The organism is Pseudomonas furukawaii (assembly GCF_002355475.1).
GTDB classification, from domain to species: domain Bacteria; phylum Pseudomonadota; class Gammaproteobacteria; order Pseudomonadales; family Pseudomonadaceae; genus Metapseudomonas; species Metapseudomonas furukawaii.
The window spans coordinates 1,642,882-1,661,596 of record NZ_AP014862.1 but is presented as its reverse complement, the minus strand read 5'-3'; the positions used below and the strand labels follow the sequence as shown (position 1 = coordinate 1,661,596).

At 65.8% G+C, this 18,715-nt stretch carries 25 protein-coding genes and 1 pseudogene; 5 read left to right on the top strand and 21 right to left on the bottom strand.

What is annotated here, in order from left to right:
- Positions 1–854 precede the first annotated feature (854 nt).
- From KF707C_RS07720 to KF707C_RS07645, 16 genes are all read right to left on the bottom strand, one after another.
- Positions 855–2,870, bottom strand: a complete 2,016-nt coding sequence (locus KF707C_RS07720) for a DNA topoisomerase III (protein ID WP_003451175.1) — start codon at positions 2,868–2,870, stop codon at positions 855–857.
- A gap of 291 nt (positions 2,871–3,161) precedes the next feature.
- Positions 3,162–3,545 (bottom strand): single-stranded DNA-binding protein, encoded by a 384-nt coding sequence (locus tag KF707C_RS07715; RefSeq protein WP_003451173.1) that lies wholly within the window; start codon positions 3,543–3,545, stop codon positions 3,162–3,164.
- Positions 3,542–4,090 carry a DUF3158 family protein gene (locus KF707C_RS07710; RefSeq protein WP_003451171.1) on the bottom strand — a complete coding sequence of 183 codons (549 nt, stop codon included), beginning with the start codon at positions 4,088–4,090 and terminating at the stop codon, positions 3,542–3,544. The genes KF707C_RS07715 and KF707C_RS07710 overlap by 4 nt, the downstream gene beginning before the upstream one ends.
- Complete coding sequence (locus tag KF707C_RS07705; protein WP_003451170.1) at positions 4,087–4,875, bottom strand: PFL_4669 family integrating conjugative element protein; 789 nt, start codon at positions 4,873–4,875, stop codon at positions 4,087–4,089. Before KF707C_RS07705 ends, KF707C_RS07710 begins: the two co-directional genes overlap by 4 nt.
- Positions 4,876–5,121: 246 nt before the next feature.
- A complete protein-coding gene (locus tag KF707C_RS29660) occupies positions 5,122–5,643 on the bottom strand; it encodes an OST-HTH/LOTUS domain-containing protein (RefSeq protein WP_003451169.1) in 522 nt (173 codons plus the stop codon).
- Positions 5,628–5,945: a hypothetical protein gene (locus tag KF707C_RS29655; protein WP_003451167.1), complete on the bottom strand. Its 318-nt coding sequence runs from the start codon at positions 5,943–5,945 to the stop codon at positions 5,628–5,630. The genes KF707C_RS29660 and KF707C_RS29655 overlap by 16 nt, the downstream gene beginning before the upstream one ends.
- The gene (locus KF707C_RS07695) at positions 5,942–6,256 is read right to left on the bottom strand and encodes a type II toxin-antitoxin system RelE/ParE family toxin (protein ID WP_003294157.1); all 315 of its coding nucleotides are present in this window, start codon (positions 6,254–6,256) and stop codon (positions 5,942–5,944) included. The genes KF707C_RS29655 and KF707C_RS07695 overlap by 4 nt, the downstream gene beginning before the upstream one ends.
- A gap of 5 nt (positions 6,257–6,261) precedes the next feature.
- Entirely contained in the window at positions 6,262–6,522 is a 261-nt protein-coding gene (locus KF707C_RS07690) for a ribbon-helix-helix domain-containing protein (RefSeq protein ID WP_003451164.1), read from the bottom strand.
- A 148-nt stretch (positions 6,523–6,670) separates the two neighbouring features.
- Positions 6,671–7,840: an STY4528 family pathogenicity island replication protein gene (locus KF707C_RS07685; protein ID WP_003451161.1), complete on the bottom strand. Its 1,170-nt coding sequence runs from the start codon at positions 7,838–7,840 to the stop codon at positions 6,671–6,673.
- 3 nt (positions 7,841–7,843) lie between these two features.
- Positions 7,844–8,404 carry a DUF2857 domain-containing protein gene (locus KF707C_RS07680; RefSeq protein ID WP_003451146.1) on the bottom strand — a complete coding sequence of 187 codons (561 nt, stop codon included), beginning with the start codon at positions 8,402–8,404 and terminating at the stop codon, positions 7,844–7,846.
- Between the two features lie 17 nt (positions 8,405–8,421).
- Positions 8,422–10,080, bottom strand: coding sequence for a ParB family protein (locus KF707C_RS07675; RefSeq protein ID WP_003451135.1), 1,659 nt, complete (start codon positions 10,078–10,080; stop codon positions 8,422–8,424).
- Entirely contained in the window at positions 10,073–10,309 is a 237-nt protein-coding gene (locus tag KF707C_RS07670; RefSeq protein WP_003451134.1) for a hypothetical protein, read from the bottom strand. The genes KF707C_RS07675 and KF707C_RS07670 overlap by 8 nt, the downstream gene beginning before the upstream one ends.
- A complete protein-coding gene (locus KF707C_RS07665; protein WP_003451133.1) occupies positions 10,293–11,159 on the bottom strand; it encodes a ParA family protein in 867 nt (288 codons plus the stop codon). The genes KF707C_RS07670 and KF707C_RS07665 overlap by 17 nt, the downstream gene beginning before the upstream one ends.
- A gap of 40 nt (positions 11,160–11,199) precedes the next feature.
- Positions 11,200–11,418 carry an AlpA family transcriptional regulator gene (locus tag KF707C_RS07660; protein WP_003451132.1) on the bottom strand — a complete coding sequence of 73 codons (219 nt, stop codon included), beginning with the start codon at positions 11,416–11,418 and terminating at the stop codon, positions 11,200–11,202.
- A 118-nt stretch (positions 11,419–11,536) separates the two neighbouring features.
- Positions 11,537–12,298 carry a hypothetical protein gene (locus KF707C_RS07655; RefSeq protein ID WP_003451131.1) on the bottom strand — a complete coding sequence of 254 codons (762 nt, stop codon included), beginning with the start codon at positions 12,296–12,298 and terminating at the stop codon, positions 11,537–11,539.
- Positions 12,299–12,826: 528 nt separating this feature from the next.
- Positions 12,827–13,738: a LysR family transcriptional regulator gene (locus KF707C_RS07645; RefSeq protein WP_003451130.1), complete on the bottom strand. Its 912-nt coding sequence runs from the start codon at positions 13,736–13,738 to the stop codon at positions 12,827–12,829.
- Between KF707C_RS07645 and KF707C_RS29520 the strand changes: the two genes are divergently transcribed.
- A complete protein-coding gene (locus KF707C_RS29520; protein WP_192817696.1) occupies positions 13,737–14,177 on the top strand; it encodes an ExbD/TolR family protein in 441 nt (146 codons plus the stop codon). The two genes, KF707C_RS07645 and KF707C_RS29520, sit on opposite strands and share 2 nt — an antisense overlap.
- A gap of 269 nt (positions 14,178–14,446) precedes the next feature.
- Entirely contained in the window at positions 14,447–15,355 is a 909-nt protein-coding gene (locus KF707C_RS07635; RefSeq protein ID WP_003451128.1) for a LysR family transcriptional regulator, read from the top strand.
- Positions 15,356–15,697: 342 nt separating this feature from the next.
- Here the strand turns inward: KF707C_RS07635 and KF707C_RS07630 are convergent.
- The 5 genes and pseudogenes from KF707C_RS07630 to KF707C_RS07610 form a co-directional block, all read right to left on the bottom strand.
- A pseudogene (locus KF707C_RS07630) lies at positions 15,698–15,984 on the bottom strand (helix-turn-helix domain-containing protein).
- Positions 15,985–15,989: 5 nt separating this feature from the next.
- Positions 15,990–16,259 carry a type II toxin-antitoxin system RelE/ParE family toxin gene (locus KF707C_RS30100; RefSeq protein WP_394296129.1) on the bottom strand — a complete coding sequence of 90 codons (270 nt, stop codon included), beginning with the start codon at positions 16,257–16,259 and terminating at the stop codon, positions 15,990–15,992.
- Positions 16,180–16,464: a hypothetical protein gene (locus KF707C_RS07620; RefSeq protein ID WP_003451126.1), complete on the bottom strand. Its 285-nt coding sequence runs from the start codon at positions 16,462–16,464 to the stop codon at positions 16,180–16,182. The genes KF707C_RS30100 and KF707C_RS07620 overlap by 80 nt, the downstream gene beginning before the upstream one ends.
- Positions 16,457–16,669, bottom strand: coding sequence for a hypothetical protein (locus KF707C_RS07615; RefSeq protein ID WP_003451125.1), 213 nt, complete (start codon positions 16,667–16,669; stop codon positions 16,457–16,459). The genes KF707C_RS07620 and KF707C_RS07615 overlap by 8 nt, the downstream gene beginning before the upstream one ends.
- Positions 16,666–16,890 carry a hypothetical protein gene (locus KF707C_RS07610; RefSeq protein ID WP_003451033.1) on the bottom strand — a complete coding sequence of 75 codons (225 nt, stop codon included), beginning with the start codon at positions 16,888–16,890 and terminating at the stop codon, positions 16,666–16,668. Before KF707C_RS07610 ends, KF707C_RS07615 begins: the two co-directional genes overlap by 4 nt.
- Positions 16,891–17,019: 129 nt before the next feature.
- Here KF707C_RS07610 and KF707C_RS07605 point away from each other — a divergent pair, with 129 nt between their 5' ends.
- The 3 genes from KF707C_RS07605 (at position 17,020) to KF707C_RS07595 (ending at position 18,613) form a co-directional block, all read left to right on the top strand.
- Positions 17,020–17,259, top strand: coding sequence for a DNA-binding protein (locus tag KF707C_RS07605; protein ID WP_081608070.1), 240 nt, complete (start codon positions 17,020–17,022; stop codon positions 17,257–17,259).
- 335 nt (positions 17,260–17,594) lie between these two features.
- Positions 17,595–17,897 carry a hypothetical protein gene (locus KF707C_RS07600; protein WP_003451035.1) on the top strand — a complete coding sequence of 101 codons (303 nt, stop codon included), beginning with the start codon at positions 17,595–17,597 and terminating at the stop codon, positions 17,895–17,897.
- Between the two features lie 170 nt (positions 17,898–18,067).
- Positions 18,068–18,613, top strand: a complete 546-nt coding sequence (locus KF707C_RS07595) for an NADPH-dependent FMN reductase (protein WP_003451053.1) — start codon at positions 18,068–18,070, stop codon at positions 18,611–18,613.
- Positions 18,614–18,715 lie beyond the last annotated feature (102 nt).

The window sequence follows — 18,715 nt, the reverse complement described above, 5'->3', positions numbered from 1 at the left end:
TTGCCGGTCCAGGCCAGCGCCAGCGCACCACTGCGCACTGCGGTTGCAGAGGAAGATGCGGAAGGTTCAGACATGCCGTGCTCCTTGGTGGGTCGGGGAGCACGCATCCCGCAGGGGATGGGGTTCCCCTCGGGTGGTTGAGAAAAGTGCATCGTCGCCAGGCCGGCGAGCGTCTGCGGTGGGCGATGCGAAGCGGACTGGATCGGTCAACGCGGCGAACCGCGTTGCAGTCTTGAAGACCGAGACTGCCAGGGCATGCCGCTGACGACTGTCAGCAACGCATGGCGTGAGGATGGGCGCGAAGCATGGCTGTCGTCGCAGAGAAAACCGAATCGCGGACGGCCCGCTTTAGGGCAGGCCCGCGTCACGGGACAAAGCAAGGACCAGGGCGCCGAAGGCCACGCGGGCCTCCGGCTGGAGAGGAAGGAAAACCACCTGTGGGCTGCGTCAGCGCAGGCCGTCGTCAAAGCCGTTCGCTGCGTCAGCAATCTCACCCGGCCCGTTTCGTGGCTGGGGCCGGCATCCTCTGGCGTGTATCCACACACAAAGGGAACCCGTTGTTTCACCGGCGGGCACCGGCACCGAATACCCTCGGCCCAAGTGGCCTCCTTACGGCTCGCGCGGCGGCAAGACGTCAGGAAGCCCCTCGTGGCCGAGGCAAGGCACACCGATCAAGGGAATGGCGGCGGGCGCGATTCGTGGAGCAATGACCTTCTCGCCCCGTCGCCCGATGGTGTGGGCAGACGGGGCGCGCACACCGTTGCAGAAGGAGACGCGCGCTTGGAGTCCCGCGCGGTGCGGGACGTTTGCCTCGCCGCCCGTGAAGTGGCCGGCGCGGCAGGGGGAAGTGAGGATCAGGACGCCTTGGAGGCAGCACGCCGCTTGCGCGGTGCGCTGCGCCGGCCCGCCGAGGACTCGATCGGCAACGTGCCCTTGCAGTTCGGGTAGCGCGAGCAGGACCAGAACGCGCCGCTCTTGCCCGTGCGCTGCTGCATCGGTGCGCCGCACCGCGGGCAGGCCGGCGCCGGCGGCAGCTTGAGCGAGAGCGTTGCGCCGCGGTACTGCTGCACGAGCTGGCCGACCCAGACGGACTGCTTGGCGATAAAGGTGTCCAGCGTCATCTGGCCAGCCTCGATCATGTCCAGCGCCTGCTCCCATACCGCTGTCGTGCCCGGATTGGCGATGGCCGCCGGCACGGCGTCGATCAATGTAAAGGCCGCATCCGACGCGCGGATGGCGCGGCCCTTCTTCAAGAGATAACCGCGGGCCAGCAACCCGCTGATGATGTTGGCGCGTGTCGCCTCGGTGCCGATGCCGGTGGTATCTCGCAGCTTCTGTTTCAGGCGCGGGTCGGTCACGAACTTGGCGACGGTCTTCATGGCCTTGATCAGCTCGCCCTGCGTGTAGGGTTTGGGCGGCAGCGTCTTCAGCGCCTTGAGATCCACCTTTCCGACCGGGCAGGACAGGCCCGCATGCAGGGCGGGCAGCACCTGGCTGCGCTGCGCATCCTCGCCACCGGCATCGTCCGGCCCCGGCGTCGCCAGCACCTCACGCCAGCCGATGACGGCAATCTGCTTGCCCACGGCCGCCAGCGACTGACTGCCGCACGAGAACTGCGCTACCGTCCGGTCGAACTCATGGTGCGGGAGGAACTGCGCGAGGTAATGGGCGCGGATCAGCCGGTAGACGGCCAGTTCCTTCTCGTTCATGGCCGACAGGTTGGCGGGCTCCAGCGTCGGGATGATGCCGTGGTGAGCCGACACCTTGCCGTCGTTCCATGCACGCGAGCGCTGTTGGCGATCCAGGCGCTCGATCAGCGGCCGCAGGCTGGGGTCGGTCTTGACCAGACTGTCGAGTACGGTCGGCACCTCGGCCAGCATGCTCTCGGGCAGGTAGCCCGAATCCGAGCGCGGATACGTTGTCGCCTTGTGCGTCTCGTACAGCGCCTGGGCAATGTCCAGCGTCTCCTGCACGTCGAGGCCCAACTGCTTGGAGCACACCTCCTGCAGCGTGCCCAGGTCGAACGGCAGCGGCGGTGCCTCGCGCACGCGCTCGGTGTCCACTGACACGACCTGCGCATCGCGTGCCGCGCGAATGCGATCCGCAGCCTGCTGCGCCACCGGCTGCTGAAGGCAGCGACCCGCTGCATCCGTGCTGCCTTCAGGCGGTATCCAGCTCGCGGTGAAGGATTGGCCGGCATGGGATAGCAGCACATCCACGGCCCAATACGGCATGGAGACGAATCGCGCGATCTCGCGATCACGATCCACGACCAACTTCAGCGTCGGCGTCTGCACGCGCCCCACCGACAGCACGCCCGTATAGCCGGCCTGACGCCCCAGCAGTGTGAACAAGCGGCTCAAGTTCATCCCGATCAGCCAGTCGGCGCGCGATCGGGCGAGTGCGGAGAAGTACAGCGGCAGCGTTTCGGCGGACGGCTTGAGCGTGCTCAGGGCCTTGCGGATCGATGCATCGTTGAGCGCCGAAAGCCACAACCGCTGGATCGGTCCGCGGTAGCCACACAGATCGATGATTTCGCGGGCGATCATCTCACCTTCGCGGTCGGCGTCGGTCGCGATCACCAGCTCGCCCGCCTTGGCGACGAGCTGCTGCACGATCTTGAACTGCGCAGCGGTCGCCGCCTTGGGCTCGACACGCCAGCGCTCGGGAAGAATGGGCAGGTGCTCCATAGCCCAGCGCTTGTACTGCTCGCCGTAGCCTTCGGGCGGAACCGCCTCGACCAGATGACCGATGCACCAGGTCACGACGACACCCGCGCCGCTGTAGCAGCCGTTGCCGCGTTGAACGGCACCCAGCACACGGGCGATGTCCTTGCCCTGGGAGGGCTTCTCGCACAGGAACACGCGCATGAAGCCTCCTTGGAAATTTGCGGTTCATCGGATGGGCGTCAGCTTGGCGGGGCCAGGAGATGCCGGCAGCAAGGAAGCCGATTGATGCAGACACCGCTTTGTGATCGGCAGGCGGTTCGTTGCCGCAGCGGTGCGCCTGGACCAGAGCTGGCACAGCAAAAGCGTCGTTTCGGGAGGGCGGCTGGAACTCCGTGGACGACCTTGGAGCTATCCCCTGGGGATAGCTCGCTGGTGCATCGCGGGCGTATGACGATTGCTACAGCCGCCCTCGGGGGAACGGCGATGGGCGAATTACTGTCCGCCGGCCGGCTTGGTGCTGAGCGCCACCGACTCGATGCGGTACGGCAGGATGCCCACGCGCCGCGCCTCGACCTTGAACGTCACGCGCTCGTTCTCGTCGGCGTCCTCCCATTCGTCGCGCACGGTGCGGCCCTCGACCAGCACCCGCATACCTTTCTGGTACAGCGTCTTCCAGTGCTCGGCGTCGCGGTGCCACAGCTCCACGGGCGCCCAGAAGCCGCCGCGATCTTCGTACTCGCCGTCCTTTTTCGGCACCGGGTTGTCGAAGTAGACGTTCAGGCGCAGCAGCCGGCGCGGCTCGTCGTTGCCGTTCGGGAATTCGCGGTAGTCCGGCGCAGAACCGATGTTGCCCTCGCCGACAAAGTGCGTGCTCATGGTGACTCCTTGGGGGTGGGTGGAACGACTGCGGTATGCCCGTGGACACGCCGCAGGTAAGCCGCTTCGGCCTGGGCGGCCTTGCTGGCGCATTCCAGGGCTTGGCGAGCGATGCTGTGGGTCAGGCTGATCTGCATGTTCAGCACGATGCGCTGCAGTTCCATCGCGTACAGCTCGTCGATCAGCGAGGCCGGCGTCGCGGGGTTGGCCAGCAGGGCCTCCCACAACGCCACGCCCATGGAGGAACGGTCGTGGTTGCGCCAGCGCAGGAAGGTCGTCCCTGCGCCAGTGGCCTGCTGGGCCAGTTGCACGTCGAGCAGGCTGAAGGGGTAGGCGCGCGCCTGGGGCAGCACGCGCCGCTGCGCCAGGCCAATCACGTCGTCGCGCAGCGATGCGCACTGGCTGGCCCAGGTCTCCAGACTCCCCTTACCCTTAAAAGGCTGTAAAAGGCCTTTTAGGTAGCCTGCGTGTTCCAGCCGCTGGAAGTCCGCCTGTTCCAGCGCCACGAAGCGCGTGGAGTGGCTGATGGGGGGCGATGCCGTCATGCGCCAGCACCCTCATCGCCCGCCGCACCATCGGCTGCGCCACCCGTGGGAGCCGGCGCATCGGGCTCGACGGCAGGCGCAGCAGTCGGCGTGCCGGGCTGGGTCGTCCGCCGCGCGATCGGTGGCGCGAAGCGCGAACGGCGCGTACCTTCCAGCACGTCCTGCGGCAGCTCGCCGAACTTCTCCAACGCCGCTCGCGCCGCCGCGTTCTTCGCCGCGAAGTCATCGCGCGTCGTGCCCGAGTAGCGGTACTGCTGGGCCAGCGAGAACAGGCTGCGCAGCGCGTGCGCGCCATCATTGAGCCAGCGCTCCAGGGTGCTGCGGTCGATCAGCGCCGTGTGGTGCGCCAGGATGAGTTTGCGTGCCAGGTCGTCGTAGTCGGCCAGCAGATACACCGCCATGAAGCCGAGCTGTGCATTCACGAACAGCGGCAGCTTCACCGGCTGCACGTTCATGTTTTCGCCCAGCGACAGCGCCGGTGGCACGTCGGCCAGGGCTTGGTCCACCTGTTCGCGCAGGGTCTGCAGACGGGTCTTGGTGTCGGCGAGCTTGTCCTCGATCCGCAACATCCACCAGTCCGAGTACGGGTCGTCCTGCTCGGCGCCGCGCTTCATCTTGTTCATGGCGCCGATGAAGCCGTTGAGACCGATGATGCCGGGGCGCCCCTCGGTCGGCGCACGGCCGTGCCAGATGCGCGAGGCGTGGTGCGTGTGCAGCGTCAGCGACATCGCGCTGCGCAGCGATCCGAGATTCAGTTGCAGGGGTTCTGTGCGTTCGTTGGCCATGGGAGCGACTCGCGGTGAAGGGGCGAGTCGCCAGCATCGGCATCGGTCGGAAGGCCGTCAGTCAACAAACCGCAATCGGCGTGCGCCCGGTTTGTTCGCTGCCGGAAGGCTGGCTGTACCGGCTATCCCCTGGGGATAGGGATAGCCTGATGAGATGACAGCAGGACGGGGAAAGCCGCCGATGCGGCATTACGACTTCGACAGTGGGCGCGAGCCCTGTACCAGGCGGCACGCTGCCCGTCCACGTCACGGTAGCTCAGTTCGAACAGGCGCGGTTCGAACAGGCGCGACTCGTGCAAGCACCTGCCGCCAACCGGCACAGCCGTACCTGGCAGGCTGCTGCTCGGGATACCGTTGTGTGATCCATCGTCCTGCGCTGGCAACGGGTGTCCAGCCTTCCACGGCCAGTTCGACCGAGGCCTCGCGCAGGGCGCGGACGATGCCTGCCGCCGGCCAATCCACCGAGTCAGCCGGGGCGATGTCATGGATCACCAGGTCACGGAAGGTATCGGGCTGAACAAACTCTGCCGCCAGGCGCCTGGCCTGGTCCATGTGTTCGGCCCAGCCCCGGAGGCGCTCGAAGTGCTGGTCGATGCGAGCGTAGGCGGCGGCCAGCGCCTCGTGCGCTTCACGACATCCGCCCAAAGTCCACAGGTCGTGCTGGTCGATGAAGTGGTGCACCAGATTGTTGCGCAGCGACACCAATTCCCTCAGGCCGTCCTGGGTCTGGGCGTAGTCTTCCGCGGACAGGCTCAGGTGGATCCGCATGCTGAACGAGATGAGGTCTTCGGGGCGTTGCCTAAAGAATCGGCGGATGTGTCGGTTCCGTCGATGACGGCATACGATCCCAAGAGCCGCCCGACCAGGGTGCCGAGCGTCTTGCCTGCGGCATCGGCGATGCGCGCCGCGCGGGTCGACGCCAGTGCGTGGGCCGGTCCCGTAAAGTCGTGGTGGGCCACGATGGTCTTGATCAGGCGCTCGTATTGCTGGAGGCGGAGCATGCAACGGCCGAGCACGCGCTGGACTTCGCGCTGGCGGTCCAGGAGATCGCCGTCGGTCTGTCCGGTCATGAACCGAAATCGTCCCGGAATCGGTCGATCTGGTGCATCCGCTCGTGCAGGATGGTCACGATGCCGATGTCGCCATTCGAGAGCCGGCGCCAGTAGACGAAGTGCCGTTCGTAGCGGAAGAAGTAGCCTTCGATGCCGAACTCGGCCGGGACGGGCCTGGACGATGTCCGGTGCGTGTCGATGCCGTCGAAGGCCTCGAACAGCCCGGCGATGTAGCGATCGGCCTGTTCGGTGCCCCAGCGATCGCGCGTGTAGCGGTAGATCTCGTCGAGCCGCCAGGACGCCGCCTCCTGGACCAGGACCTTGGCCACAACCGTCAGCCCTGGTTGCGCGCGGTCACGTCGGCGGCGGTCAGGGGACGATACGAAGTTTCCGGGGCGCCAAAGGCATGGGCTAGCTCGGCCTTCAGCCGGTCGAAGGCTTCCTGCTCCTTGCGTTCCTTGTCGCGGCGGACCAGGTCGCGCATGTATTCGCTGACGTTCTCGTAGTCGCCATGCTCGCCCACGTTGGCGGCGACGAAATCGCTGAGCGGTCCGCTGAGGCGAACCGTCATGGTCGTGGTCGTTGTCCGGGGCATGTCTGGCTCCTGTTGCCGTTGTTGTATTCAACATACGCAAAAATGAATACGCCAGCAAGCGTCCGGCAGGCTTTTCCTTGCCCGGTCCGTATTGATCGGAAGGCTTCCTGTTGCAACCATCCCTTGGGGATGGCGCAATGTGCCGCGTTCATGGCCGCTCCAACAGCGAGCGCAGGCGCGTGATGTGAGCCTGTGCCACCTCCGGACCGGCGGCCTTTGACACAGCGGATGCCGGACCGGACATGGCGCGGGCATCGCCTTGCCCGGCCCAGGCACGGAATTCTCCGCGGATCGCCTTCTGGATGATGCCGAACAGGTAGCCGGGCGGATTGCGCACCGTGCTGCCGCCACAGCGCGCCGCCCACTCGTCGAGCACCGCCTGGCGCTGCGCCTCGTCCACCTGTTGCAGCGCCACAAGCGCACCCGCCTGCTGCTCGTCCTTCAGGCGCAGGAAGCGCTCGGGCAGCCGCAGGTTCTGCAAGGCCCTCGCGCACGGTACGGTACGTGCTTCATTTATACGATCATTACGTACTGTACGGTCCTCCTTCGGAATCCGAACAGAGCCGTCCGGCGCGGGTTCCGGCCCTGCTTCGGATTCCGAAGACGGGCGCGCAGCATTCCGAAGAAAGGCATTTCGGCCTTCTTCGGAATCGTAGTCGGCGACCTCCTGTGGATAACTCTCCGCCGCCAAGCCGTGGCGTGTCATGCGCTGCGCCAGCACCTGCAGGCGGGTCGGTAGCGTGCGGCCGCTGAGCAGCGGGTCTTCGGCAATTTCCTTGAGCGTGTTCATGCCCACGATCTGCACCGCCTTGGCGGCATGGGTCAGCGCCTGGCTGACCAGGCCGAGGTAGTCGGCATCGAGCTGCATCGCCTCGAAGGGCGACAGCGGTTCGTCGTGCAGCACGTAGAGGTTGCCTTGGATGCGGCCGGTCTTGGGGTCGCGCCGTCGTCGCACCAGGCTCAGCCAGCGCGTCAGCCGCAGCAGCGTCAGGGCGCGCGCCACGGTCTCGTGCGATGCCTGCGCCGCGCAGGGCATCGAGGCCAGGTAGGGGCGCAATTGGTCGTAGGTGGGAAAGGCGGTCACGCCGTCGTCGTTGAGCTGCAGGCGGAACACCTGCCAGGCGTTGCGCTCCAGCGGCGTCAGGCGCCGGTCGAGGAACAGCCTGCGCGGCACGCTCTCATGGCGGTTGCCGCTGTAGAGGAAACCGTCGGCGGCCGGCGCCGTTCCCTGCGCCGGCTGCAGGTGCTGCAGGGCCTCGTCGAAGAGCGCGGACAGCGCAACGGGGCCTTCGCGCCGTGGTACGCCACCCGTGCTCATGGCCTACACCAGCCCCTGGTCGATCCAGTTCCGTATCGCCGACCAGATCACCGACATGGGCAGAGTCATGGCCTCGGCCAGATCCATGGTCAGCTCCAGCATCGCCATGTCGTCGGTCAGGGCGATATGGCGCTCGGTGACGGCGGCCTTCCAGTGCTCCCACAAGGCCACGTCCTGCGCCTCGTTCAGCACCGGATGTCGGCCCTTGCGCTTGGGCAGGCCGAGGATGTCGCGGCGCAGCGCCACTTCCTGATGCGTGAGGCCATAGAACTTGCTGACCATCTCCGTGCTCGCCCCCAGGCGCAGCATGCGGTCCACCGTGGCGATCTCCCGCTCCACGTCGTGCACCTGGCTCAGCAGCCGCTTCAACACTTCCCGGTTCACCGACACCGAACACCACGACACCGTGGCATTCACCAGCATGCTCACGAGTTCGGGGTGCTTCAGCGCATCCAGCTCCTCCTCGCCGAAGCCCATGGCCTTGCAGCGGCGCAACTGGCCGTTGCGCAGGTCATGCAGGGCCTGGGCGATCACGGCCTGATTGAGCGGGTGCGGTGCCGACATACGGGAGCCTCCTGCGCTCAGGAATCCTGGCTCGCTACGCCGGCTTCCAGATCCAGCAACCGGCGCGCCAGGCGCAGCAGACGGAACAGCTTCACCAGCGCAGCATCGCTCAGGCGTGTGGCCGAGCCGCCGTGGCCATGCAGCAGCGCCGCCAGCTCGTCGGCCAGCCGCGCGCGGTCCAATCCATTCGCGGCTGGCGGCGCCACGCTCAGTACATGCAGCAGGGTCAGCACCGCCCGCGCGAACGCAGGCAGCGCCTTCGCCTGGCCCACGGCCGGCGACACGCAGACGAAGCCGATGCCGCCGGCGCTGGCCTCGATGTGGTCGGCAACCGCCGCTTCCTCGCCGATTTCGCGCGCGAACTGCGCGATGTGCACGCGCAGGCGATCCGGCGCGTCCAGTCCCGGCTCGATGTACCAGACATCCGAGATGGGAAAGAGCCCGCCAGCCTGTACGGGGATCGCCCGCAGCGCATCGGCCTCGAAGTCGGGCAGCTTGTCGCCGAGCTGGTCCGCGACCATCCGCTGGATGGACTGCAGGCGCTCGGTGGTCGGTGCCGGTGTCACGATGTGCCCTTGCAGGCACTCGTCGCGTTGCCCTTGCTGGTCCTCCGGCGCTTCGGGCGATGCAGGCGGTGTCGCTGCTGGCGCCGGTGGCGCGACCGGCGTGGTGTCGCGCGGCACAGACGAGGCGGATGGCTGCTGAGGCGCGGAGATCGGCGGGGGAGGAGCAGCAGGCACGACAGGCGCTACCGGTGGCGTCGGAGCCGCCGGTTCGCTGATCAGCGCACGCTGGCGGCTTTCGCTGTCGTTGATCTCCAGAGCCAGCGTGTCGTAGTCCGCCTCCAGCAGCTCGGCCATCTGCCCCACCAGCTCGTCCTGCACCCGCTGCGGCGAGAAGTCGTCCGGCTGTGTGTCGAACTGCGTCAGCACGTCCTGAAACAAGGTGGCGAAGTCCACGGCCACGGTGCGGCCGAGCGCACGCCGCTCCCAGGTGCGCTCGCACGCCTTGCGCAGCACCGCGAGCCGGTCCACCTGATGCCGACCCAATCCGCCGTACAGCAGGGTCGGGATCGCCGGCAGCAGATAGCGCACCGCATCGTTCATGCGGCTGATGTGTGACTGCGGCACCGGATAGCCGTCGGAAGTCAGCCGCCGCGCGAGTTCGCTCTGCGACAGCGCCTGGCCGCTTTCCTGCTCGTAGAACTCGCGCGCCTTCTCGATGCCCAAGGCACGCTCGATGAAGGTCAGCCCGCCGCGCAGCTCGTTCTCGGCCAGGTGCCCGGTCAGCGCCACGATTTCACCGCGCGCCGGCCACGGGCGGAACAGGCACGCAATGCGGAAGAAGCGTTCCTCCTTGGTCTCGCTCCACAACTCGCGCAGGATGGCCAGCCGCGTGTTGCCGCCGTTGCGAATGATGTAGTGCGCCTCGCCCGGTCTGCGCGTGATCGTGGGGGGCGCGTCCAGCCCGCGTTCGCGGATGGACGCCTTGATCTCTGCATAGGCCGGGTTGCGGGTCACGCGCGGGTCGTGGTCGTAGGGCCGCAACTGGTCCAGGGTCACCACCATCGACGTGTCGGCGATGGGGTCGCTCAAGGTCGCGGCCGAAGGGCCGCTGCGCTCGAAGCCGGTGGCCAGCAGCTTGGCAGCCATGTCCTGCGGCGTCAGCTCAGCCACGGCCGTTCTCCTGCGCCTGCCGGTCGGCGCGGCGAAGTTGCGCGCGGGCATTGCGGTCGGCACGGTGGTCGCTTGCAGTCGAGCTGGTGTAGATCGACGCGCAGCCTTGTTTCGTGAATTTCAGGTGCCCGCCGGACGTGCGCACCACGCGCCAACCTTCGCCCAGCGCGAACTCGATCAACGCGCGCAGCCGTTCACGGCCGCGCGCCAGTTCATGCACGCTCGCCATGGCCGGCCCCTCCCGCATCGGCCCGGCCGGTGACTAGCGCGAGGCGCTCCCGCCACGCGGGGAACAGCTCGCCAGCCAGCGCGCGCATGGTCTCCAGCGCCGCGGGCGCCGCGCGGCCCGCCGGTTGGCGGTACTCCACCCGATGCACCGGCAATCCTCGTGTCGCAGCGCGCGGATAGGCTTCGATGGCCGGCACGTCGGTGTCCAGCACCTGCACGCCGGCCTGTTCCTGGAACACCTGTCGCAGCGCCTGCTGGACCAGCCGCGCGTTCGACGACACCGTATGCACACGGTTGATGAGCAGGCGCAGCGGCGGCGGTTCGATGCTCAGGTGCCGATACGGCGAGATGTCCTCGATCAGTTGCAGCGTGCCGCGCCGCAGCTCGCGCGCCGCGAGGATTTCCGGCGTCACCGGCGACAGCGCCAGGTCGGACGCCAGCACCGCCATCTCCAGCAGCACGCTGCGCGCGCCCTGGGTGTCGATCAGCAGCAGGTCGTAGTGCTCGCGGAAGACCGGCAACAGGTTGCGCAGCCGCAGGCGCCCGTCGGGCGCGTGCAGCAGCAGTGTGTTCAGTTCGCCGCGGTCGTCGTTGGAGAGCACCAGGTCCAGGCCCGCGATCGCGGTGCGCGACACCAGGTGCTCGATGCGCCGCTCGTTGAAGGCGAGCATCTCGTAGATGCCGCCGGGCGCACGCACGTCCAGTGTGAAGTAGCTCGACAGCGTGGGCTGCACGTCCAGGTCCAGCAGCAGCACGCGCAGCCCGGCATCGGCAATGAGGCCGCCCAGGTTGGCCGCCGTCGTGGTCTTGCCGACGCCGCCCTTGGTTGAAATGATGGACACCACCTGCATGAGCTTCTCCTCGTCGAATGGCATGAACCGAGAAGAAGCGTCAGGCGCGTTCTTTGAGGCGATCGGCGATCCACTGTTCGATCTCCACCGAGTCCCAGCCCACCGCGCGCACGCCCAGGCGCAGCGCCTTGGGGAAGTTGCCGTCCTTCATCAGGCTGTAGATGTGCGCGCGCTTGAAGCCGGTCTTGGCTTCGACCTCAGCGCGGCGCAGGATGCGGTGTTCGGTCAATGCCGCCGTGGCGGTGGTCTGCGAAGACATGAGGGTCACTCCTTAACGCTCAGTGGCGCTGATTGGCGTGACTCGAATTAAGACCGCTGCGTTGAAGAAAGACACCGCAAATGCGGTATCCGCGACCGCAGATACGGTCTGGCATCGCTCAGTACGTTGTGCTCTGCAAACTGCGCCGAGCCAGTGCGAATTTGGCCTGCAGGGTGCGCTCGGTGATGCCCATCGCATTGCCGTGGTGCGCCACCATCGCGCTGATGATGGCCTCCTGCGTCAGGAAGCTGGAATACGGCATGCCGCTGGGAGACTTGCCCAGCAGCAGGGTCAGTAACCCGCCAACGATGTTCAGGTAGGTCGATTCGCTGCGCGGCCCCGGCGTGTTTGCACGCTCCGCGTCAGCCGCGCAGGCGGCGTGCGTCTTCAGCAGCGCCTCGTGCTCGGCGCGCAGCGTCTCGTGCACGCCCAAGTGTTCCACCAGCCGCGCCTTGATCGCTTCCCGCTCGGCCAGCAATGCGCCCACTGTGTCCAGGCTGATCGCCGGGTGAAGCGCACGCTCGATCTCATCGAACAGAAACGCCGGTTTCTCGCCGGGGTAGTAGTGCGCCATCCAGGCTTTCAGTTCGACGTGCCGCACCGTCAGCGACGGGTCGTCCATCGCCAGACCCTGCGTGTCCCGCCCCAAGCCCTCCTTGCCATACGGCATCTCGCCGTGAACCAGCGCATCGAAGATTCTTTCGGTGTTCAATCGCAGCATCGGCCAGTGTGGAAACTCCGTTGCCTCCGGCAGAGGCCGCTGTCCCAAGGTCGCCAGGATGCGCCGCTCGAAGCGCAGCAATCCGCTCCAGCGGATTGCCGCCTCGATCGGGCGGTAGTAGGTCTTGGCGCCATCGGCCAGGCTGCTCGACTTCGGCATATCGCGCGCCTCCATTCGTCATCGCACCGAGTCCAAGCACGCGCACCCGCCGTACAGGCGGCGTGCGTGGCTGTCCAGGAATCTCCGGGCGAAACGAGCAGGTGGCGAAGCGGCGAAGACCGTGGCATCGTTGATGCCGCCGGTTTCGTTGCGAGATGCGCGCCTTGCTGCGCATGGCGCCATCACTCACAATTCGCAAGCCGCGAAACACGCTGTCACCAGCGTCATTCGCGGGCACCATGCTTGACCCGGATAACCAGGCCAAAGTCTTTGCAGGGAAAGAGGCCCAGTAAAGCGCGATCAGCTCAACACGCCAGAGCCGATGCGCATACGGCAAGCACTGTTGCGCCGCGCGTCTTCGCTGTGACGCGCCACGTTGGGCATGCGAAGTTGCTCGCAGATGCCAACGGCAAGCGCGAGCAACGCCTGAGTGCAGCGCGCCCGTGCACCGCCAATGGAATCCCGCTGTGGCAAAACAGGTCTGGCGCTTTGACAAAAATGGAATCGGTCAACCCGCCTGAGGCAGCCTCATGCGAGCCGTTGCGTATCCAACGGCATATGGCCGACACGCTGAGCACGGTCGATGAAGTGGCGCAGCGGCTCCGACATCGCGCCCTCGGGATGTAGCAGGTAGGTCGTCAACGCCGCCGAGTCCTCGTCCAGCGGCCGGACGATCACGTCCGCCTGCCGGCATGCCACCGCGTGCGCCGCGGTGGAAAATCCCACGCCATAGCCGGCCGCCACCAGGGCCAGCATCAACGAGTGGGTCGTCACGTACTCGGCCACGACCGGCGGTGTCTCCACCAGGCGCAGCAGGCGCTCGCATTGCCGGCTGCACTCCGCACACACCTGCGGGTGACACAGCACCAGCGGGTAGCCCACCACCTCGTCCAGCGGTACCCGCTTGTGCGCCAGCAAGGGGTGCCGCGCGGGTATGGCCACCACCAGTGGATCTTGCCACACCGGCCTGGCGACCACCCCGGCCGCCATCTCGCCGGCCATCGCAAAGGCCGCGTCGTACAGGTCGTTGCCCAGGCCGCCCACCACCTGCAACAGCGGCGCCTCGAACAGCCGGATGCCCACTTCCGGCGCCTCCTCGCGGCACAGCGCGAGCAGCGCCGACAGCCGGGTCCGCCCGACGCCGCCGGCCAGGGCGATGCGCAGGGTGCCCCGGTGTCCCACCGCCACCGCCCGCGTCTTGGTCTGGGCTTGCTCAAGGGTCAGCAGCACGCGCCGGGCCTCCTCCAGAAACACCTGCCCGGCCGGGGTCAGGCGCACGCCGCGCGGCGTGCGCTCCAGCAGCATCACGCCCAGGCCTGCCTCCAGTTGGCGGATCGTGCGCGACAGGGGCGACTGCTCCATATGCAGCCGCCGCGCCGCCCGGCCGAAGTGCAACTCCTCGGCCACGGCGATGAAGCAGCGAAGATGGCGTAAGTTCATGTACTTCTCCTCAGAAAGTGGAGTCCATTCCTCTGGCTTTAGGGAACTGCATGAGCGCTTCCCGGCGGCGATGCCGGTCACAGAGGCTTGCCAGTCGCCGCCATCCGACCTTCTGTCGTGGCCACGGGGGGCGAGTGTCCAAGCAAGTCCGGTTATCCCGTCGGTGTTGCCTTATCGGAAAATTGCCAGATTGTCATTATTGTGTTGTCTGAGTGGAGTGAAGTCGATCAAGCCCGACTCGGCGACCCTGTCCATCACTGCCGACCGCAGCGTGTTCTGGAAAGACGAACGCATGAGCGACGAGCAGTTCGCGCAGTGGCTGCATGCTTCGGCGCCGCGTCATCCGCAGCCCAAGGACTTCATGCGCGGAGACCGCCAAGCGGGCCTACCGGCGCGTCGCCCAGGTGATGGCGGCTGCGCAGAAGTCCGGGCGTGTTAGAACCGGACTTCGTGACCGATCTGGGAGGCGATCGGGGTGACCCGAAAGACACCCAACTGCATCGGCATGCTCGCCCTGACGCCGGCGTGACGTCATCGGCTGCACCGATCGCGGACTCCAGCACACGTGAGCGCCTGCGCGCCGTGCCCGGCGCACCGAGCGGTCATGAGGCTTTGACGCGATGCCACCGAAGGAGGTGCTGACGGGATGCGGTAGGAGATGCTGGCGTCCGATAGGCTGAACCAGAAGAAGACAGACAGGAGGCGGCCTTGGATTTCAGATTGCTGCGTTACTTCGTCGCAGTTGCGGAAGAACTGCATCTGGCCCGTGCAGCCGAGCGTCTGGGCATCGAGCAATCGCCTGTGTCGCGTGCGATGCGCGACCTGGAAAGCCAGCTCGGTGTACAGTTGTTCGACCGCAGCACACGCCTGACGCGGCTGACCTGGGCCGGCCAGGTGTTCCTCGGCGAATGCCGGCGCGTGCAGGCTACCGTGGAGCAGGCAGTCAAGAGCGCCAAGGCCGCGGCGCAGGGCTACCAAGGCCATCTGCGCATCGCCATCTGCGACAGCCTGGCGCAGCCCCGCATCGCTACCTTGCTGGCACGCAGCCGCGAGGATGAACCCGAGCTGGAGATTCGCGTCTTCGAGTTGCCGTTCGTGCAGCAGCTCAAGATGCTGCACAACGATCTGCTGGACATCGGCTTTGCGTTGTCGAACGCGGTGCATGATGGGCTCGTCGCCGAGCCGGTGTGGACCGATCCGCTGTCGGTGATCGTGCCCGCACGCCATCCCTTGCTGGCACACGTCCAGGTGCCGCTGGCCGAAGCCTTGAAGTTCCCGCTGGTTCTGTGCCATCCCGAATCGGGATCGGGCTGCCGCCATCAGATTCAAGCGATGCTGCAGGACGCAGGCACGCCGCTCAAGCTGGTCGATGAAGTGACCAGCCTGGGCGTGATGCTGACCCTGGTCGGCGCCGGCTACGGCATCGGCTTCGCCATCGCCTCGCAGGTGCAGACGCTACAGCGCCCGGACATCTCCATTCGTCCCCTGACCGGCACCCCACCGATGCTCTCTACCTACCTGCTGCGCCGCCGGGGCGAACCCTCGGAGCCCATGAAGCGGTTCCTCGCGCGAGTGAAAGACGAGGCCTCACCGGTCGATGATAAGCCGGTTCGTTGAGGCCGTAGCTCGCCTGTCCGTTGCGGCCTGTGGCGTGGTGTGCCAGTAGACGGATAGACTTCGGAATGAAATCCGATGCTCTGGCTGTTGATGGATGTGCTTGGCTCGCTTTGGATCACCCGCAACGGCCTGCGTTGACCAGGCCGAAGACTTGAGTCCACAATCGAGTCCATTCCGTGACGCCTGGATCGGAAAAAATGTTCGTAATAAACGAGTTGGTGACCGGGTGCTGTTCCCTTCGCCCGCTCCAGATTCCCCTGACTAAACCCCTGATTTATGGGGTTTTTTCGTTTCTGGGGTTTGGTGGTGTCGAAGAGGTGTCGAAATCGACAACCCACAGGCTCAGGTCGATAGGACCTGGATGACGTGCTTGGGGTCGTTGTGAATGGCACGAAGCAGCGCTTTGGCCGGTCCCTAGGCTCACGCCGCCCCTGCTCCCAATTGCGCAACGTGCCGAGCTGCACATCGATCATCGCCGCGAACTTGGCCTGGGTCAGGCCGGTGGCCTTGCGGATTTTCTTCACCTTCATCGCGTCCACGGCGAACTCCCGTGAAGGCTTAGGTTCGCCACGGTGGATTTCGTCCATTTGCTGGACGCTCTCCAGAAGGTCTTCAAAGAATTTGCTCATGGCGATTACCTCCACCGCTCAATGATTTGCTTGAGCACCTTTCGCTCATCGGCCGACAGATCATCCTTCTCGTTCTTCGGGTAGATCAGCAGCAGTGCAATCTGCAAAGCCGAAGTGAAGTGGTAGTAGATGACGCTGGACCCGCCCGAGGCGACGCGGACCTTGCGCGAGCCGGACACGCGGTGTCCGACCGGATCAGGCTGTGGCGCGAGGCTGCACGTCAATCCACTGGCAAACCCGTTGCAGGGTACGGATGTGGGCCCAGAATATTTCATAGGGGAATGCCTCCGGGGCCAGGGCGTTGACCACCACGAAATGCCCATGCTCGTAGATGCCCTCCTTCGGCAGCACCACGCCCAGCACATGGAGGCACCGCCAGACAGACTCCGGGTCATCATCCCAGCCCAGTTCCATCAGCACCGTTTGCCCGAGGCAGGAAAGCGCGGTGGCGCTGTCGATGGCGACGCAGTGGCTAGACATGTCGGTAATCCCCCGCCGAGAACTCGGTTTTACCCTTGAGCAGGTCTTCCCGCAGACGGGCGAGGTTGACCATGCGGAAGCCAGCTAGCCTCAGGCTCGGAATGGTGCCGTCGTCCACCCAGGCAATGGCCTCTTCGATGGATACGCCGGTCATTTCGGCGAAGGTCTTCACGCTGCACAGATCCAGGCTTTCGTCCTTGCTCATGGGGTCCACTCCTTTTCCAGCAGTTCGCAGGTCAGCAACGCGACGTTGACCATCAGGTGCTTGCCGACCTGGTGGGAGGGGATGGAGCCGTTGCGAATCCATCCCCAGACGATGTTGTGTTCCTCGCCCATCCGTATCCAGTCGGCGAACTCGCGCCATGGCATCAGTGGCGGTGGGCTGAGCAGGTCCTTAAGCGTCAGGCTGGTTCCTTCCACATCCATGGCGTTTCCTGCACTATGTTGGCCCTGATGAGTCATTATCTTAAGACTATGTCTTTTGACTATGTTCAAAACATAACATGCACAGATACTTTAGACATAGTCTAAAGTCGATCGTTTTATTGGATTGATATGTCGATAACCGATAGAGCATTGCTATTGATCGGAATGGCCAGCCTGACGGATCTCGCAAAGGCTGGCGATACGAACTACCCGCGCTGGGTAAGCATCAAGCGTGGAAAGGCTCGAGTTGGTGCAGAGGAAGTCGAGATCCTCGGAAAGCTCTACCCCCAATACCGCTGGTGGCTAAGCACCGGAGAAGTGATGCCAGAAATTGGGCAAACGAGTCCATTGCACGATTCGGCCAACTGAGCGGAACAGGGTTAGCAGGGCAAACTCGCCTCTTATCTAGAACACCTCGCTCCTGATGCACCGCTATTTCGGCAACAACGACAGGGCCCGCAGGCGCAAGGATCCGAGTGCCGACACTGGACTTCCAATCCCCGCCCTCACCAGGAGCACCACCCGTCGACCGCGACACCAAGCTCCGGTCGCTCCGCCCCACCCTGGACTAGACTGCTCCCCCACTGTGCATGCTGGCAGTGCGGGGTGGATCCGCAGCGGCGCAGATGGGCTTCCTCCAATGCAGCATCCGGTAGTTCGCGGGCCAGGACGGCCACCACACGAATGGGAAAGCGAGTCTGGCCATGCCTTACAGAAAACGACTTGTCACCACTGCCACCCTGATCGCCAGCGGTTTCGCCACCAGCGCCCTGGCGGATGATTCCGTCATCCGATCCTTCTGCGACGCCAAATGGAACGGCGAAGCCATGCGCAGCTACTGCCAGGAGGACCAGCGCCGTTCAGCCGAGGCCATCGCCCTCTACAGCGGCCCGGTGCGACGTCGCTGCGAAGCGGAATGGCGCAGCGATTTCCATATGGTGCTGTTCTGCATCCGCGAGCAGCAGGCGCTGCCCCAGGCCAGCCTCACGGACATCGGCCCGGACTGAGCCTCGCTATCGCGCCCCTTCCTCCAAGGCCGCGCTGACCGAACGACGGCGGTGCGACGATTGCCGCGGAAAGGTCAGGAAACTTGCCTACGCTTTCCTGCAGCGGGCCCGCCCGTGGCCCGAGCCCCTTCTCCACTGTCGAAAACCACCCTCAGGAAGGAGTCCTCCCCATGTCCCTGCGTTTCCTTGGCATCGCCGGCAGCCTGCGCCAGAAGTCCACCAACAGGGGGCTGCTGCGCGCAGTCGCCGCTCACCTGCCCGACGGGGTGGAACTGGACGTGGCCGAGCTGTCGGATATCCCCTTCTACAACGCCGACATCACCGAGAAGCCCGCCCCGGTACTGCGGGTCCTGGCGCAGATCGGCCAGGCCGATGCCCTGGTGCTGGCCTGCCCGGAGTACAACTACTCCATGGCGCCGGCCCTGAAGAACATCCTCGACTGGGCCTCGCGGGAGCCGAACAACGGTCTGCTGGCCGGCAAGGCGGTGGCCATCCTCGGCTCCGGTGGCGGCATGGGCACCTCCCGTGCGCAGTACCACCTGCGCCAGTCCTGCGTCTTCCTCGACCTCCATCCGCTGAACAAGCCGGAGGTCTTCGCCAACGCCTTTTCCGGCAGCTTCAACGAGCACGGCGACCTGGTGGACGAGCGGTTGCACGGGCTGATCACCGAGCAGATGCAGGCGCTGGCCGCCTGGACCCGCACGCTGAAAGGCTGAAACAGGGCGGTCGACTCATCCATTCGGGCTCGCTCCGACCCTCCGCGCCACGCTCCCGCTGGAAGGCGGGCGACACGAGGATGAGGCGACCGTTCGTAACTT

Coding starts and splice junctions, on each gene's coding strand:
- KF707C_RS07595 (WP_003451053.1), top strand. CDS start 18,068: ATGTCCCTGCGTTTCCTTGGCATCGCCGGCAGCCTGCGCCAGAAGTCC.
- KF707C_RS07680 (WP_003451146.1), bottom strand. CDS start 8,404: ATGTCGGCACCGCACCCGCTCAATCAGGCCGTGATCGCCCAGGCCCTG.
- KF707C_RS07620 (WP_003451126.1), bottom strand. CDS start 16,464: ATGTCTAGCCACTGCGTCGCCATCGACAGCGCCACCGCGCTTTCCTGC.
- KF707C_RS07600 (WP_003451035.1), top strand. CDS start 17,595: ATGCCTTACAGAAAACGACTTGTCACCACTGCCACCCTGATCGCCAGC.
- KF707C_RS07605 (WP_081608070.1), top strand. CDS start 17,020: ATGTCGATAACCGATAGAGCATTGCTATTGATCGGAATGGCCAGCCTG.
- KF707C_RS07705 (WP_003451170.1), bottom strand. CDS start 4,875: ATGGCCAACGAACGCACAGAACCCCTGCAACTGAATCTCGGATCGCTG.
- KF707C_RS07720 (WP_003451175.1), bottom strand. CDS start 2,870: ATGCGCGTGTTCCTGTGCGAGAAGCCCTCCCAGGGCAAGGACATCGCC.
- KF707C_RS30100 (WP_394296129.1), bottom strand. CDS start 16,259: ATGAAATATTCTGGGCCCACATCCGTACCCTGCAACGGGTTTGCCAGT.
- KF707C_RS07715 (WP_003451173.1), bottom strand. CDS start 3,545: ATGAGCACGCACTTTGTCGGCGAGGGCAACATCGGTTCTGCGCCGGAC.
- KF707C_RS07710 (WP_003451171.1), bottom strand. CDS start 4,090: ATGACGGCATCGCCCCCCATCAGCCACTCCACGCGCTTCGTGGCGCTG.
- KF707C_RS07690 (WP_003451164.1), bottom strand. CDS start 6,522: ATGCCCCGGACAACGACCACGACCATGACGGTTCGCCTCAGCGGACCG.
- KF707C_RS07665 (WP_003451133.1), bottom strand. CDS start 11,159: ATGCAGGTGGTGTCCATCATTTCAACCAAGGGCGGCGTCGGCAAGACC.
- KF707C_RS07645 (WP_003451130.1), bottom strand. CDS start 13,738: ATGAACTTACGCCATCTTCGCTGCTTCATCGCCGTGGCCGAGGAGTTG.
- KF707C_RS07615 (WP_003451125.1), bottom strand. CDS start 16,669: ATGAGCAAGGACGAAAGCCTGGATCTGTGCAGCGTGAAGACCTTCGCC.
- KF707C_RS07660 (WP_003451132.1), bottom strand. CDS start 11,418: ATGTCTTCGCAGACCACCGCCACGGCGGCATTGACCGAACACCGCATC.
- KF707C_RS07670 (WP_003451134.1), bottom strand. CDS start 10,309: ATGGCGAGCGTGCATGAACTGGCGCGCGGCCGTGAACGGCTGCGCGCG.
- KF707C_RS07685 (WP_003451161.1), bottom strand. CDS start 7,840: ATGAGCACGGGTGGCGTACCACGGCGCGAAGGCCCCGTTGCGCTGTCC.
- KF707C_RS07655 (WP_003451131.1), bottom strand. CDS start 12,298: ATGCCGAAGTCGAGCAGCCTGGCCGATGGCGCCAAGACCTACTACCGC.
- KF707C_RS29660 (WP_003451169.1), bottom strand. CDS start 5,643: ATGCGGATCCACCTGAGCCTGTCCGCGGAAGACTACGCCCAGACCCAG.
- KF707C_RS29520 (WP_192817696.1), top strand. CDS start 13,737: ATGTACTTCTCCTCAGAAAGTGGAGTCCATTCCTCTGGCTTTAGGGAA.
- KF707C_RS29655 (WP_003451167.1), bottom strand. CDS start 5,945: ATGACCGGACAGACCGACGGCGATCTCCTGGACCGCCAGCGCGAAGTC.
- KF707C_RS07610 (WP_003451033.1), bottom strand. CDS start 16,890: ATGGATGTGGAAGGAACCAGCCTGACGCTTAAGGACCTGCTCAGCCCA.